Source organism: Xanthomonas hortorum (assembly GCF_040279205.1).
GTDB lineage: Bacteria > Pseudomonadota > Gammaproteobacteria > Xanthomonadales > Xanthomonadaceae > Xanthomonas > Xanthomonas hortorum_F.
The window spans coordinates 1-15,551 of the sequence record NZ_JBEOLS010000023.1 but is presented as its reverse complement, the minus strand read 5'-3'; the positions used below and the strand labels follow the sequence as shown (position 1 = coordinate 15,551).

Genomic DNA, 15,551 nt, shown 5'->3' with positions numbered 1-15,551 from the left:
ACATGGCACAGAGCAAGCGCGTTAAGGCCATTGCGGCCGCTGTCGTTCCGGGCAAGACCTATGCCTTCGATGACGCAATCAAGATCCTGAAGACCGTGACCAAGGCCAAGTTCGTCGAGTCGATCGACGTTGCTGTGCGCCTGGGCGTGGACGCCAAGAAGTCCGACCAGCAGGTGCGCGGTTCGACCGTGCTGCCGGCCGGTACCGGCAAGAGCGTGCGCGTTGCAGTGTTCGCACCGGCTGGCGCCAAGGCTGACGAAGCCCTGGCTGCAGGCGCCGAGGCAGTGGGCATGGATGACCTGGCCGAGAAGATGCAGGCCGGCGATCTGAGCTACGACGTGGTCATCGCCACCCCGGACGCAATGCGCGTCGTCGGTAAGCTCGGCACGCTGCTGGGCCCGCGCGGCCTGATGCCGAACCCCAAGGTCGGCACCGTGTCTGCCAACCCGGGTGAAGCCGTCAAGAATGCCAAGTCGGGTCAGGTGCGCTACCGCACCGACAAGGCCGGCATCATCCACTGCACCATCGGCAAGGCCAGCTTCGATGACGAAGCGCTGAAGTCGAACCTGCAGGCGCTGCTGCTGGACCTGATCAAGGCCAAGCCGGCCACCTCCAAGGGGACCTACCTGCAGAAGGTGTCGGTCAGCTCGACGATGGGTCCTGGCGTCACGGTTGATCAGTCCAGCCTTGCGCTGAAGTGAGTTCATGGGTCGGGCCTGTCATGGGCCTGACCCGTCGATGTAGTACAGCATTGTTTTTCCGGCCCGGGTCACCGTGTGCTGGGAGTCCGTTCCCTCCTTTGGGGTAACGGACATTTTGAAGGCGATCGCCGGCATGTCCGGCGGTAGCCGTCAAAGACCGCAGGCGCGGTCAGCGCAGATCGACGACGGGCAGGGATGCTCACATTGGCAAGGAGTCGCCGTCGATGCAGCGGGGTCGCTTAATCAGGTTCGTATGAGCCGGCCGGCGTAGATGGTGTCGCCCTTCTGGAGCTTTCTGGTTTACGCGCGTCTGGGACATCCCGGATCGAGCCCACTCCAGGTCTAGAAAGGCCACCAAAGGAACATCGGTCGATGTTCCCGGCTTCCAGGATGGAGGCTGCCCTGGACCGCAACCGGCAGGAGCCGCGAGCGGAGTAGTTTGAAGCGGGGATTAGGGATTCGGCATTGGGGATTGGCAGAAGCGGCTTCATCAGCTCTGGCGAATCCCGAATCGCTAATCCCGAATCACTGCTTTAACGGAGGAGTGCAATGGCTCTCAATCTGTCTCAGAAGCAAGAAGTAGTCGCCGAGCTGGCAGACATCGCCGCCAAGGCCCACTCCTTGATCGCCGCCGAATACGCTGGCATCACGGTCTCCCAGATGACCGCGATGCGCAAGCAGGCCCGCGAAACCGGTGTGTTCTTGAAAGTTGTCAAGAACACCCTGGCCGCGCGCGCCGTTGAAGGTACTGATTTCGCTGTCGTCGCTGACAAGCTGGTCGGTCCTTTGCTGTATGCGTTTTCGATGGAGGAGCCCGGCGCTGCCGGTCGCCTGATCAAGGAATTCGCCAAGGGCAACGACAAGTTGCAGGCCAAGGTCGTGTCCATCGGCGGGGAACTGTTCCCGGCTGGCCACGTCGACGTGTTGGCTTCGTTGCCGACCCGCGATCAGGCCCTGGCCATGCTGGCCCGCGTGCTGTCCGAACCGGCTGCCATGTTTGCCCGTGCCGTCAAGGCCGTGGGCGACAAGCAGGGTGGTGGCGACGAAGCCGCCGCGCCGGTCGCCGAGACTGCCGAAGCTTGATGTCCTAGCGTTCGCTAGAACCCCAATCCAGAAAATCATTTAAAGGTAATCACAATGTCCCTTACCAACGAACAGATCGTCGACGCCATCGCCGAGAAGTCCCTGATGGAAGTGATGGAGCTGGTCAAGGCCATCGAAGAGAAGTTCGGCGTCTCCGCCGCCGCTCCGGTCGCTGCTGCTGCAGCTGGCCCGGCTGCCGTGGTTGAAGAGCAGACCGAGTTCAACGTGGTGCTGGTCAACTGCGGCGCCAACAAGGTCGGCGTCATCAAGGCCGTCCGCGCCGTGACCGGCCTGGGCCTGAAGGAAGCCAAGGATCTGACCGAAGCCGGCGGCATCCTGAAGGAAGGCGCCACCAAGGACGAAGCCGAGAAGATCAAGAAGGAACTGACCGAAGCCGGCGCGACCGTCGAAGTCAAGTAAGCAGCATCTTGCATCGCCAGCGTTTCAGGGTGATGCACTGAAGGCTGGGAGCGTAAAGCTCCCGGCCTTTGGCCGTTGATGGAAAGCCGGGATTTGAGAGTCGGCATTCGGGATTCGAAGGCAATCTTCGCCATCCCCAATCTGGTCATCCCAATCTCCGCTTCACCGAGTTGGTAGTTGGAAGTAGCAAGAGAAGGCGTGCTGGTGCCGGCAATACCAGCGACTTCCAACTGACAATTTTGTTATTTCAGGGCCGCGGCGACGCTGCCCCCGCAACCTAGGGTGGAAGACCTCATGACGTCTTATTCGTTCACCGAAAAAAAGCGTATCCGCAAGGATTTCGGTAAGCAGCGCTCGATTCTCGAAGTGCCGTTCCTGCTTGCGATCCAGGTGGACTCCTACCGCGAATTCCTGCAGGAAGACGTGGAGCAGAACAAGCGCAAGGACCTCGGTCTGCACGCAGCGCTGAAGTCGGTGTTCCCGATTTCCAGCTACAGCGGCAACGCCGCGTTGGAATACGTCGGTTACAAGCTGGGTCAGCCGGTGTTTGACGAGCGTGAATGCCGTCAGCGTGGCATGAGCTACGGCGCGCCGCTGCGCGTGACCGTGCGCCTGGTGATCTACGACCGCGAGTCGTCGACCAAGGCCATCAAGTACGTGAAGGAGCAGGAGGTCTATCTGGGCGAAATCCCGCTGATGACCGACAACGGTACCTTCATCGTCAACGGCACCGAGCGCGTGATCGTCTCGCAGCTGCACCGTTCGCCGGGTGTGTTCTTCGACCACGACCGTGGCAAGACCCACAGCTCGGGCAAGCTGCTGTACAGCGCCCGCATCATTCCGTACCGCGGCTCCTGGCTGGACTTCGAGTTCGACCCGAAGGATGCGCTGTTCACTCGTATCGACCGTCGTCGCAAGCTGCCGGTGTCGATCCTGCTGCGTGCGCTTGGCTACAACAACGAAGAGATGTTGGCCGAGTTCTTCGAGATCAACACCTTCCACATCAATCCGGACGAAGGCGTGCAGCTGGAGCTGGTGCCGGAGCGTCTGCGTGGCGAAACGCTGAACTTCGACCTGGCCGATGGCGACAAGGTCATCGTGGAAGCGGGCAAGCGCATCACCGCGCGTCACGTCAAGCAGCTCGAAGCCGCCGGCGTCGCCGCGCTGGCCGTGCCGGACGATTATCTGGTCACGCGCATCCTGTCGCACGACGTGGTCGATAGCTCGACTGGCGAACTGCTGGCCAATGCCAATGACGAGATCACCGAAGACCAACTGGCTGCGTTCCGCAAGGCCGGTGTCGATGCGGTCGGCACCCTGTGGGTGAACGATCTGGATCGTGGTCCGTACCTGTCCAACACCCTGCGTATCGATCCGACCAAGACCCAGCTGGAAGCGCTGGTCGAGATCTACCGCATGATGCGTCCGGGCGAGCCGCCGACCAAGGAAGCCGCACAGAACCTGTTCCACAACCTGTTCTTCACCTTCGAGCGCTACGACCTGTCCACGGTCGGCCGGATGAAGTTCAACCGTCGCGTCGGCCGCAAGGAAGTTCTTGGCGAGTCGGTGCTGTACGACAAGAAGTACTTTGCCGAGCGTAACGACGAAGAGTCCAAGCGCCTGGTCGCCGAGCACACCGACACCTCCGACATCCTGGAAGTGCTCAAGGTGCTCACCGAGATCCGCAACGGTCGCGGCGTGGTCGATGACATCGATCACCTGGGCAACCGTCGCGTGCGTTCGGTCGGCGAAATGGCCGAGAATGTGTTCCGCGTAGGCCTGGTCCGCGTCGAGCGCGCGGTCAAGGAGCGGTTGTCGATGGCGGAGTCGGAAGGCCTGACCCCGCAGGAACTGATCAACGCCAAGCCGGTGGCTGCCGCGATCAAGGAATTCTTCGGCTCCTCGCAGCTGTCGCAGTTCATGGATCAGAACAACCCGCTGTCGGAAGTGACGCACAAGCGTCGCGTCTCCGCACTGGGCCCGGGCGGTCTGACCCGCGAGCGCGCCGGCTTCGAAGTGCGCGACGTGCATCCGACCCATTACGGCCGCGTCTGCACCATCGAAACGCCGGAAGGCCCGAACATCGGCCTGATCAACTCGCTGGCCGTGTTTGCCCGTACCAACCAGTACGGCTTCCTTGAAACCCCGTACCGCAAGGTGCTGGACGGCAAGGTCTCCGACGATGTCGAGTACCTGTCGGCGATCGAAGAAAACGAGTACGTGATCGCCCAGGCGAACGCGCTGACCGACGCCAAGAACATGCTCACCGAGCAGTTCGTGCCGTGCCGGTTCCAGGGCGAGTCGCTGCTGAAGCCGCCGGCCGAAGTGCACTTCATGGACGTCTCGCCGATGCAGACCGTGTCGGTCGCCGCGGCGCTGGTTCCGTTCCTGGAACACGATGACGCCAACCGTGCACTGATGGGCGCCAACATGCAGCGCCAGGCCGTGCCGACGCTGCGTTCGCAAAAGCCGCTGGTCGGTACCGGTATCGAGCGTGCGGTTGCGCGCGACTCGGGCGTGACCGTGAATGCGTTGCGTGGTGGCGTGATCGAACAGATCGATGCAGCCCGTATCGTGGTCAAGGTCAACGAGGCGGAAATCGGCGGCGGCACCGATGCCGGCGTGGATATCTACAACCTGATCAAGTACACCCGCTCCAACCAGAACACCTGCATCAACCAGCGTCCGCTGGTGAACGTGGGCGACGTGATCGCGCGCGGCGACGTGCTGGCCGACGGCCCGTCCACCGACATCGGTGAGCTGGCGCTGGGTCAGAACATGCTGATCGCCTTCATGCCGTGGAACGGCTACAACTTCGAAGACTCCATCCTGCTCTCCGAGCGCGTGGTGGAAGAAGATCGTTACACCACGATCCACATCGAAGAACTGACCTGCGTTGCGCGCGACACCAAGCTGGGGCCGGAGGAAATTTCCGCCGACATCCCGAACGTGTCCGAGCAGGCCCTGAACCGTCTGGACGAAAGCGGCGTGGTGTACATCGGTGCGGAAGTGCGTGCCGGCGACATCATGGTCGGCAAGGTCACGCCGAAGGGCGAAAGCCAGCTGACTCCGGAAGAAAAGCTGCTGCGTGCGATCTTCGGTGAGAAGGCGTCCGACGTGAAGGACAGCTCGCTGCGCGTGCCCCCGGGCATGGACGGCACCGTCATCGACGTGCAGGTCTTCACCCGCGACGGCATCGAGAAGGACAAGCGTGCGCGTCAGATCGAAGAGTCAGAAATCAAGCGCGTCAAGAAGGACTTCGACGACCAGTTCCGTATCCTGGAAGCGGCCATCTACGCACGTCTGCGCTCGCAGATCGTGGGCAAGGTCGCCAACGGCGGTCCGAACCTGAAGAAGGGCGACAACGTCACCGACGCGTATCTGGACGGGCTGAAGAAGTCCGATTGGTTCCAGCTGCGCATGAAGGACGAAGACGCTGCCGACGCCATCGAGCGCGCGCAGAAGCAGATCCAGGCGCACGAGAAGGAATTCGAAGCACGCTTCGCCGACAAGCGCGGCAAGATCACCCAGGGCGACGACCTCGCACCGGGCGTGCTGAAGATGGTCAAGGTGTTCCTGGCAGTGAAGCGCCGCATCCAGCCGGGCGACAAGATGGCAGGCCGCCACGGCAACAAGGGTGTGGTCTCCAACGTCGTGCCGGTCGAGGACATGCCGTACATGGCCACCGGCGAGCCGGTCGACATCGTGCTGAACCCGCTCGGCGTGCCGTCGCGTATGAACATCGGCCAGATTCTGGAAGTGCATCTGGGCTGGGCCGCCAAGGGCCTGGGTCGCAAGATCCAGCGCATGCTGGAAGCCCAGGCCGCAGTCAGCGAGCTGCGCAAGTTCCTGGACGACATCTACAACCACGACAGCGCGATCAATGCACAGCGCGTGGATCTGTCGCAGTTCAGCGATGAGGAATTGCTCAACCTGGGCAAGAACCTGATCGATGGCGTGCCGATGGCCACCCCGGTGTTCGACGGCGCCAGCGAAGCGGAAATCAAGCGCATGCTGGAACTGGCCGAGCTGCCGCAAAGTGGTCAGACCCAGTTGTACGACGGTCGTACCGGCGAAGCGTTCGATCGCAAGACCACGGTCGGCTACATGCACTACCTGAAGTTGAACCACTTGGTCGACGACAAGATGCATGCACGTTCGACTGGCCCGTACTCGCTCGTCACCCAGCAGCCGCTGGGCGGCAAGGCGCAGTTCGGCGGTCAGCGCTTCGGTGAGATGGAAGTCTGGGCGCTGGAAGCCTACGGCGCGGCCTACACCCTGCAGGAAATGCTGACGGTGAAGTCCGACGACGTGCAGGGCCGCAACCAGATGTACAAGAACATCGTCGATGGTGAGCACGAGATGGTCGCGGGCATGCCGGAATCCTTCAACGTGTTGGTGAAGGAAATCCGCTCGCTGGCGATCAACATGGAACTGGAAGAGTGATCGAGCTGGATCCAGGTGCCGCAGCGCGGTGCCTGGGTCCGGAACGTAATGCCCTCGGTTTCATCTCAGATACGAAATTCCTCCGACCCGGAGATATCCAATGAAAGACCTGCTCAACCTCTTCAATCAACAGCGCCAGACGCTGGATTTCGACGCGATCAAGATCGCGCTGGCCTCGCCTGACCTGATCCGTTCGTGGTCCTACGGCGAAGTGAAGAAGCCCGAAACCATCAACTACCGCACCTTCAAGCCCGAGCGTGACGGCCTGTTCTGCGCCGCCATCTTCGGTCCGATCAAGGACTACGAATGCCTGTGCGGCAAGTACAAGCGCATGAAGCACCGCGGCGTGGTCTGCGAAAAGTGCGGCACCGAAGTCACCCTTGCCAAGGTGCGTCGTGAGCGTATGGGTCACATCGACCTGGCGTCGCCGGTCGCGCACATCTGGTTCCTCAAGTCGCTGCCCTCGCGCATCGGTTTGATGCTGGACATGACCCTGCGTGATATCGAGCGCGTGCTGTACTTCGAAGCCTACGTGGTCACCGAGCCGGGCCTGACCCCGCTTGAGCGCCGCCAGCTGCTGACCGAAGAGCAGTACCTGACCGCACGCCAGGAGTACAACGACGACTTCGACGCCGCCATGGGCGCCGAGGCCGTGTACGAACTGCTGCGCACGATCGAGCTGCAATCGGAAATGACCCGTCTGCGCGAAGAAATCGCCAGCACCGGTTCGGAAACCAAGCTCAAGCGTCTGACCAAGCGCATCAAGCTGATCGAGGCCTTCCTGGAATCGGGCAACCGTCCGGAGTGGATGGTCATGACCGTGCTTCCCGTGTTGCCGCCGGACCTGCGTCCGCTGGTGCCGCTGGATGGCGGCCGCTTCGCGACCTCGGATCTGAACGATCTTTACCGCCGCGTGATCAACCGCAACAACCGTCTGCGTCGTCTGCTCGAGCTCAATGCGCCGGACATCATCGTGCGCAACGAGAAGCGCATGCTGCAGGAATCGGTCGATGCGCTGCTGGACAACGGCCGTCGCGGCCGTGCCATCACCGGCACCAACAAGCGCCCGCTGAAGTCGCTGGCCGACATGATCAAGGGCAAGCAGGGCCGGTTCCGTCAGAACCTGCTCGGCAAGCGCGTGGACTACTCCGGTCGTTCGGTCATCACCGTCGGTCCGTACCTCAAGCTGCACCAGTGCGGCCTGCCGAAGAAGATGGCGCTGGAGCTGTTCAAGCCGTTCGTGTTCGCCAAGCTGCAGCGTCGCGGCCTGGCCACCACCATCAAGGCCGCCAAGAAGCTGGTCGAGCGCGAAGAAGCCGAAGTCTGGGACATCCTGGAAGAAGTGATCCGCGAGCATCCGGTGCTGCTGAACCGTGCGCCGACCCTGCACCGTCTGGGCATCCAGGCGTTCGAGCCGGTGTTGATCGAAGGCAAGGCCATCCAGCTGCATCCGCTGGTCTGTACTGCGTTCAACGCCGACTTCGACGGTGACCAGATGGCCGTCCACGTGCCGCTCTCGCTGGAAGCCCAGCTGGAAGCGCGTGCGCTGATGATGTCCACCAACAACATCCTGTCGCCGGCCAACGGCGAGCCGATCATCGTGCCGTCGCAGGACGTCGTGTTGGGTCTGTATTACATGAGCCGCGCCCTGGAGAACAAGAAGGGCGAGGGCATGGTGTTCGCCAACACCAGCGAAGTGAAGCGCGCCTATGACAACCGCGTGGTGGAACTGCACGCCAAGGTCAAGGTCCGTATCACCCAGGTGGACGTGGACGCGGTCGATGGCAAGCGCACCAGCGGTACCTCGATCGTGGATACCACGGTCGGTCGTGCGCTGCTGAGCGAAATCCTGCCCGAAGGCCTGCCGTTCCAGCTGGCCAACACCGAGATGACCAAGAAGAACATCTCGCGTCTGATCAACTCCAGCTACCGTCTGCTGGGCTTGAAGGACACCGTCGTGTTCGCCGACAAGCTGATGTACACCGGCTATGCCTACGCCACCCGTGCAGGCGTGTCGATCGGCATCGACGACATGCTGATCCCGGACGAGAAGAAGGGCATCCTCACCGAGGCAGAAGCCGAAGTGCTGGAAATCCAGGAGCAGTACCAATCCGGTCTGGTCACAGCCGGCGAGCGTTACAACAAGGTCGTGGACATCTGGTCGCGCACCAGCGAGCGCATCGCCAAGGCGATGATGGACACCATCGGTACCGAGAAGGTCGAAAATGCCAAGGGCGAAACCATCGACCAGAAGTCGATGAACTCGCTGTACATCATGGCCGACTCCGGTGCGCGTGGTAGCCAGGCGCAGATTCGTCAGCTTGCGGGTATGCGCGGCTTGATGGCGCGTCCGGATGGCTCGATCATCGAGACGCCCATCAAGGCGAACTTCCGCGAAGGCTTGAACGTGCAGGAGTACTTCAACTCCACCCACGGTGCCCGTAAGGGTCTGGCCGATACCGCCCTGAAGACGGCGAACTCGGGTTACCTGACCCGTCGTCTGGTCGACGTGGCGCAGGACGTGGTCATCACCGAAGTCGACTGCGGCACCACCGAAGGGTTGATCATGACCCCGATCGTGGAAGGCGGCGATGTGGTGGAGCCGTTGAAGGAGCGCGTGCTGGGCCGTGTGGTGGCCGAGGACGTGTACCTGCCGGGCAATGACGAAGAACCGATCGTCACCCGCAACACGCTGCTCGACGAAGCCTGGGTTGCCAAGTTGGAAGAGGCAAGCGTGCAGTCGGTGAAGGTGCGTTCGACCATCAGCTGCGAGTCCTCGTTCGGCGTGTGCGCACGTTGCTACGGTCGCGATCTTGCACGCGGTCACCAGGTCAACATCGGTGAAGCGGTCGGCGTCATTGCCGCACAGTCCATCGGTGAGCCGGGTACCCAGCTGACCATGCGTACGTTCCACATCGGTGGTGCGGCATCGCGTGCGGCTGCGGTGGACAACATCACCGTCAAGACCACCGGTTCTGTGAAGTTCAACAACCTCAAGTCGGTGGCGCACGCCAGCGGCGCGTTGGTTGCGGTCTCGCGTTCGGGCGAACTGTCCGTGCTCGATGGCCATGGCCGCGAGCGCGAGCGTTACAAGCTGCCGTACGGCGCCACCATCACCGCCAAAGACGGCGATGCGGTCAAGGCTGGGCAGGGCGTTGCCAACTGGGATCCGCATAACCACCCGATCGTGTCGGAAGTGGCCGGTTTCATTCGCTTCATCGACTTCGTCGACGGCGTCACCGTCATCGAGAAGACCGACGAACTGACCGGTCTGGCGTCGCGCGAAATCACCGACCCGAAGCGTCGCGGTGCACATGCCAAGGAACTGCGCCCGATCGTGCGCATCGTCGATGGCAAAGGCAATGATCTGACGATCCCGAACACGGATCTGCCGGCCCAGTACCTGTTGCCGCCGCGCTCCATCGTCAACCTGCAGGACGGCGCCGCCGTCGGCGTGGGCGACGTGGTCGCCAAGATCCCGCAGGAAGCGTCCAAGACCCGCGACATCACCGGTGGTCTGCCGCGCGTTGCCGATCTGTTCGAAGCACGCAAGCCGAAGGATCCGGCGATCCTGGCCGAGCGTTCGGGCATCATCAGCTTCGGCAAGGACACCAAGGGCAAGCAGCGCCTGATCATCAAGGACACCGATGGTTCGGAACACGAAGAGCTGATCCCGAAGTACCGCCAGATCATCGTGTTCGAAGGCGAACACGTGACCAAGGGCGAGACCGTGGTGGACGGCGAGCCGAGCCCGCAGGACATCCTGCGTCTGCTGGGTGTCGAGCCGCTGGCTGCGTATCTGGTCAAGGAAATCCAGGACGTGTATCGCTTGCAGGGCGTGAAGATCAACGACAAGCACATCGAGGTGATCACTCGCCAGATGTTGCGTAAGGTCGAGATCACCGATCAGGGCACCAGCAAGTTCCTCAACGGCGAGCAGGTCGAGCGCCAGCGCGTCATCGAGGAAAATGTCCGCCTGGTCAAGCGCAACGAACTGCCGGCCAAGTACGATCCGGTGCTGTTGGGTATCACCAAGGCCTCGCTGGCCACCGAGTCGTTCATCTCGGCGGCTTCGTTCCAGGAGACCACCCGCGTGTTGACCGAGGCTGCCGTGCGCGGTACCCGCGACAACCTGCGCGGTCTGAAGGAAAACGTGATCGTGGGTCGTCTGATCCCGGCCGGTACCGGTCTGGCCTACCATGCCGGACGTCGCAAGTCTTCGGGTCTGACCGACTCGGAAATGGAAACGCTGTCGGGCAAGCCGGCAGTGGCCGAACCGGTCGCCACGGTGGCCGACGCTGGCGCGGACGAGGAGTAAGCGCTCCGACGGCGGTCGCAAGATCGCCGTAAGCCAAGCGAAAAGGAGGGCAGGAGGCCCTCCGTTTTCCGGCCTTTGGATGGGCCAGCAGGGTTAGATTTCCGTGAAGTTGACGGAGTTTCGTCCTGCCAGCTATACTTCTCTGTCTCGGTGGGCCGTTCTCGGCCTGCCTTTGTTTTCGTGCAAGGCCGTCTCGGCCTCTCAATCAGAAGAATCAACTGATGACGACGATCAATCAGCTGGTCCGCAAGCCTCGGCAAGCGACCACCTACAAGAGTGCCTCCCCGGCACTGGACAAGTGTCCGCAGCGCCGCGGCGTCTGCACACGCGTCTACACCACTACCCCGAAGAAGCCGAACTCGGCCCTGCGTAAGGTTGCCAAAGTGCGCCTGACGAACCAGGAAGAGATCATCAGCTACATCGGTGGTGAAGGTCACAACCTGCAGGAGCACTCCGTGGTCCTGATTCGTGGTGGCCGCGTCAAGGATCTTCCCGGTGTGCGTTATCACACCGTCCGTGGTTCGCTGGACGCCGCCGGCGTCGCAAAGCGCCGTCAAGGTCGTTCCAAGTACGGCGCCAAGCGCCCGAAGAGCTAAGGAAATACTCCAATGTCCCGTAAAGGTTCTACTCCGCAGCGCACCGTCCTGCCTGATCCAAAGCATGGCAGCGAAACCATTGCCCGCTTCATCAATATGGTGATGCAAAGTGGCAAGAAGTCGGTTGCTGAGAAAATTGTCTATGGCGCGATGGACGTCATTGGCGAAAAGAATCCGAATGCCGTCGAGCTGGTGCAGAAAGCACTGGACAACGTGGCCCCGGCTGTCGAAGTTAAATCGCGTCGCGTCGGTGGTGCTACCTATCAGGTGCCCGTCGAAGTGCGCTCCTCCCGTCGCACGGCGCTGGCAATGCGCTGGTTGATCGATTCCGCGCGCAAGCGTGGCGAGAACACCATGCCGCGCAAGCTGGCTGCAGAACTGCTGGACGCCTCGGAAAGCCGTGGCGGCGCGATCAAGAAGCGCGAAGAGACGCACCGTATGGCGGAGGCGAACAAGGCGTTCGCACACTACCGCTGGTGACCTCGTGGGCCTTGGTAACGGGGCCCTTCAGCACCATCTGAGTGCTGTTTGCGACGCGCGATTAGCGTCGCATCTAAATCCGAAGGCCGCCGAAAGGCGGCGTTCGGCCATCCGAAATCCAAGAAATTGAGAGGCTCCCCGTGGCCCGCACCACCCCTATCGAGCGTTACCGCAACTTCGGCATCATGGCTCACATCGATGCCGGCAAGACCACCACCTCCGAGCGCATCCTGTTTTACACCGGCGTCAGTCACAAGATCGGCGAAGTCCATGACGGCGCCGCGGTGATGGACTGGATGGAGCAGGAGCAGGAGCGTGGTATCACCATCACCTCCGCTGCCACCACCGCGTTCTGGTCGGGTATGGACAAGTCCATGCCGCAGCATCGCCTCAACATCATCGACACCCCCGGGCACGTCGACTTCACCATCGAAGTGGAGCGCTCCTTGCGCGTGCTTGACGGTGCGGTGTTCGTGCTGTGCGCCGTGGGTGGCGTGCAGCCGCAGTCCGAGACCGTGTGGCGCCAGGCCAACAAGTATTCCGTGCCGCGCATGGCCTTCGTCAACAAGATGGACCGTACCGGTGCCAACTTCGACAAGGTCGTCGAGCAGCTGAAGGCCCGTCTGGGTGCCTATGCCGTGCCGATGCAGGTGCCGATCGGTGCTGAAGACGGTTTCGAGGGCGTGGTCGACCTGCTGAAGATGAAGGCGATCCATTGGGATGTTGCCTCGCAGGGCACCACCTTCGAATACGGTGATATTCCGGCCGATTTGGTCGAGATTGCGACCGAGGCACGTTCGTTCATGGTTGAAGCGGCTGCAGAAGCCAGCGAAGACCTGATGGACAAGTACCTCAACGAAGGCGACCTGACCGAGGAAGAGATCCTGGTGGGTCTGCGCGAGCGCACCCTGAAGGTCGAGATCGTGCCGGTGTTCTGTGGCTCGGCGTTCAAGAATAAGGGCGTGCAGGCCATGCTCGACGGCGTCGTGCACCTGTTGCCGTCGCCGGCCGACCGTCCGCCGGTCCAGGGCATCGACGAAGACGAGAAGGAAGATACCCGTCCGGCGACCGATACCGCGCCGTTCTCGGCGTTGGCGTTCAAGATCATGACCGACCCGTTCGTGGGCTCGCTGACGTTCTTCCGTGTCTATTCGGGCACGCTGAACTCCGGCGACCAGGTCTATAACCCGGTCAAGTCGAAGAAAGAGCGCGTGGGCCGCATCCTGCAGATGCACTCCAACAATCGCGAAGAGATCAAGGAAGTGCGCGCGGGTGACATCGCCGCAGCCGTGGGTCTGAAGGACGTCACCACCGGCGATACGCTGTGTGCGCAGGACAAGATCATCACCCTGGAGCGCATGATTTTCCCGGAGCCGGTGATCTCGATGGCGGTGGAGCCAAAGACCAAGTCGGACCAGGAAAAGATGGGTACGGCGCTGGGTCGTCTGGCGCAGGAAGATCCCTCGTTCCGCGTCAAGACCGACGAAGAATCCGGCCAGACGATCATCTCCGGCATGGGCGAGTTGCACCTGGACATCATCGTCGACCGCATGCGTCGCGAGTTCAATGTCGAGGCCAACGTTGGCAAGCCGCAGGTTGCGTATCGCGAAACGATCCGCAAGACCGACGTCAAGTCCGACTACAAGCACGCCAAGCAGTCTGGTGGTAAGGGTCAGTACGGTCACGTGGTGATCGAGCTGTCGCCGATGACCGAAGAAGATCGCAAGAACGACAACGTCAAAGACGATTTCCTCTTCATCAACGACATCACCGGCGGCATCATTCCTAAGGAATTCATCCCCTCGGTCGAAAAGGGTCTGCGCGAAACGATCACCAGTGGTCCGATCGCCGGCTTCCCGGTGGTGGGTGTCAAGGTCAAGCTGGTGTTCGGCTCGTACCACGACGTCGACTCCTCGGAAATGGCGTTCAAGCTGGCCGCGTCGATGGCGTTCAAGCAGGGCTTTGCGAAAGCCAGCCCGGTGTTGCTTGAGCCGATCATGAAGGTCGAGATCGTCAGCCCGGAGGATTACCTGGGTGACGTGATGGGCGACGTGAGCCGCCGTCGTGGCGTGTTGCAGGGTCAGGACGACAGCCCGTCGGGCAAGATCATCAATGCGATGATTCCGCTGGGTGAGATGTTCGGTTACGCGACTTCGCTGCGCTCGATGAGCCAGGGTCGCGCAACGTTCTCGATGGAATTCGACCATTACGAAGAAGCGCCGACCAACATCGCCGACGCTGTCACCAAGAAGGGCTGAGTTCGCTCAGCCGCTTCAAACAAAATTTTCCAATTAGAGGTTAGTGAGTCATGGCAAAAGCTAAATTTCTTCGCGAAAAGCTGCACGTTAACGTCGGCACCATTGGTCACGTCGACCATGGCAAGACCACGTTGACCGCTGCGCTGACCAAGATCGGTGCCGAGCGTTTCGGTGGCGAGTTCAAGGCGTACGACGCGATCGACGCAGCGCCGGAAGAGAAGGCGCGTGGTATCACGATCTCGACCGCGCACGTTGAATATGAGTCCGCAGTGCGCCATTACGCGCACGTCGATTGCCCCGGCCACGCCGACTACGTCAAGAACATGATCACCGGTGCTGCGCAGATGGACGGCGCGATCCTGGTGTGTTCGGCTGCTGACGGCCCGATGCCGCAGACCCGTGAGCACATCCTGCTCTCGCGTCAGGTCGGTGTGCCGCACATCGTCGTGTTCCTGAACAAGGCCGACATGGTCGACGACGCCGAGCTGCTTGAGCTGGTCGAGATGGAAGTGCGTGAGCTCCTAAGCAAGTACGACTTCCCGGGCGACGACACTCCGATCATCCACGGTTCGGCCCGTCTGGCGCTTGACGGCGATCAGAGCGAAATCGGTGTGCCGGCGATCCTGAAGCTGGTCGAAGCCCTGGATACCTTCATCCCGGATCCGACCCGCGACGTCGATCGTCCGTTCCTGATGCCGGTCGAAGACGTGTTCTCGATCTCGGGTCGTGGCACCGTGGTGACCGGTCGTATCGAGCGCGGCATCATCAAGGTTGGCGACGAAATCGAAATCGTCGGTATCCGCGACACGCAGAAGACCACCGTCACCGGCGTGGAAATGTTCCGCAAGTTGCTGGACCAGGGTCAGGCAGGCGATAACGCCGGTCTGCTGCTGCGCGGCACCAAGCGTGACGACGTGGAGCGCGGCCAGGTGCTGTGCAAGCCGGGTTCGATCAAGCCGCACACCGAGTTCGAAGCCGAAGTCTACGTGCTGTCCAAGGATGAGGGTGGCCGTCATACCCCGTTCTTCAAGGGCTACCGTCCGCAGTTCTACTTCCGCACCACCGACATCACTGGCGCCTGCCAGCTGCCGGAAGGCGTGGAGATGGTGATGCCGGGCGACAACGTGAAGATGGTCGTGACCCTGATCAACCCGGTCGCGATGGACGAAGGTCTGCGCTTCGCGATTCGTGAAGGTGGCCGTACCGTCGGCGCCGGCGTGGTTGCCAAGATCATCAAGTAAGTGCCTGC

Annotated in this window: 9 protein-coding genes; all 9 read left to right on the top strand. The window is 61.7% G+C overall.

Annotated features, from left to right (window positions below; all coding sequences use genetic code 11):
- Positions 1 to 2 precede the first annotated feature (2 nt).
- Positions 3 to 701, top strand: a complete 699-nt coding sequence (gene rplA / locus ABS769_RS11115) for a 50S ribosomal protein L1 (RefSeq protein ID WP_006450622.1) — start codon at positions 3 to 5, stop codon at positions 699 to 701.
- A gap of 549 nt (positions 702 to 1,250) precedes the next feature.
- Positions 1,251 to 1,784 carry a 50S ribosomal protein L10 gene (gene rplJ / locus ABS769_RS11110; RefSeq protein ID WP_016900680.1) on the top strand — a complete coding sequence of 178 codons (534 nt, stop codon included), beginning with the start codon at positions 1,251 to 1,253 and terminating at the stop codon, positions 1,782 to 1,784.
- A gap of 54 nt (positions 1,785 to 1,838) precedes the next feature.
- The gene (gene rplL, locus ABS769_RS11105; RefSeq protein WP_317061743.1) at positions 1,839 to 2,204 is read left to right on the top strand and encodes a 50S ribosomal protein L7/L12; all 366 of its coding nucleotides are present in this window, start codon (positions 1,839 to 1,841) and stop codon (positions 2,202 to 2,204) included.
- Between the two features lie 294 nt (positions 2,205 to 2,498).
- Positions 2,499 to 6,650 (top strand): DNA-directed RNA polymerase subunit beta, encoded by a 4,152-nt coding sequence (rpoB, locus tag ABS769_RS11100; RefSeq protein WP_006450626.1) that lies wholly within the window; start codon positions 2,499 to 2,501, stop codon positions 6,648 to 6,650.
- A gap of 100 nt (positions 6,651 to 6,750) precedes the next feature.
- Positions 6,751 to 10,968: a DNA-directed RNA polymerase subunit beta' gene (rpoC, locus tag ABS769_RS11095; RefSeq protein WP_006450627.1), complete on the top strand. Its 4,218-nt coding sequence runs from the start codon at positions 6,751 to 6,753 to the stop codon at positions 10,966 to 10,968.
- A 221-nt stretch (positions 10,969 to 11,189) separates the two neighbouring features.
- Complete coding sequence (rpsL, locus tag ABS769_RS11090; RefSeq protein ID WP_006450628.1) at positions 11,190 to 11,564, top strand: 30S ribosomal protein S12; 375 nt, start codon at positions 11,190 to 11,192, stop codon at positions 11,562 to 11,564.
- Positions 11,565 to 11,576: 12 nt separating this feature from the next.
- The gene (gene rpsG / locus ABS769_RS11085) at positions 11,577 to 12,044 is read left to right on the top strand and encodes a 30S ribosomal protein S7 (RefSeq protein ID WP_006450629.1); all 468 of its coding nucleotides are present in this window, start codon (positions 11,577 to 11,579) and stop codon (positions 12,042 to 12,044) included.
- A 140-nt stretch (positions 12,045 to 12,184) separates the two neighbouring features.
- Positions 12,185 to 14,302, top strand: a complete 2,118-nt coding sequence (fusA, locus tag ABS769_RS11080) for an elongation factor G (RefSeq protein WP_006450630.1) — start codon at positions 12,185 to 12,187, stop codon at positions 14,300 to 14,302.
- 50 nt (positions 14,303 to 14,352) lie between these two features.
- Positions 14,353 to 15,543: an elongation factor Tu gene (gene tuf, locus ABS769_RS11075; RefSeq protein WP_108350190.1), complete on the top strand. Its 1,191-nt coding sequence runs from the start codon at positions 14,353 to 14,355 to the stop codon at positions 15,541 to 15,543.
- Positions 15,544 to 15,551 lie beyond the last annotated feature (8 nt).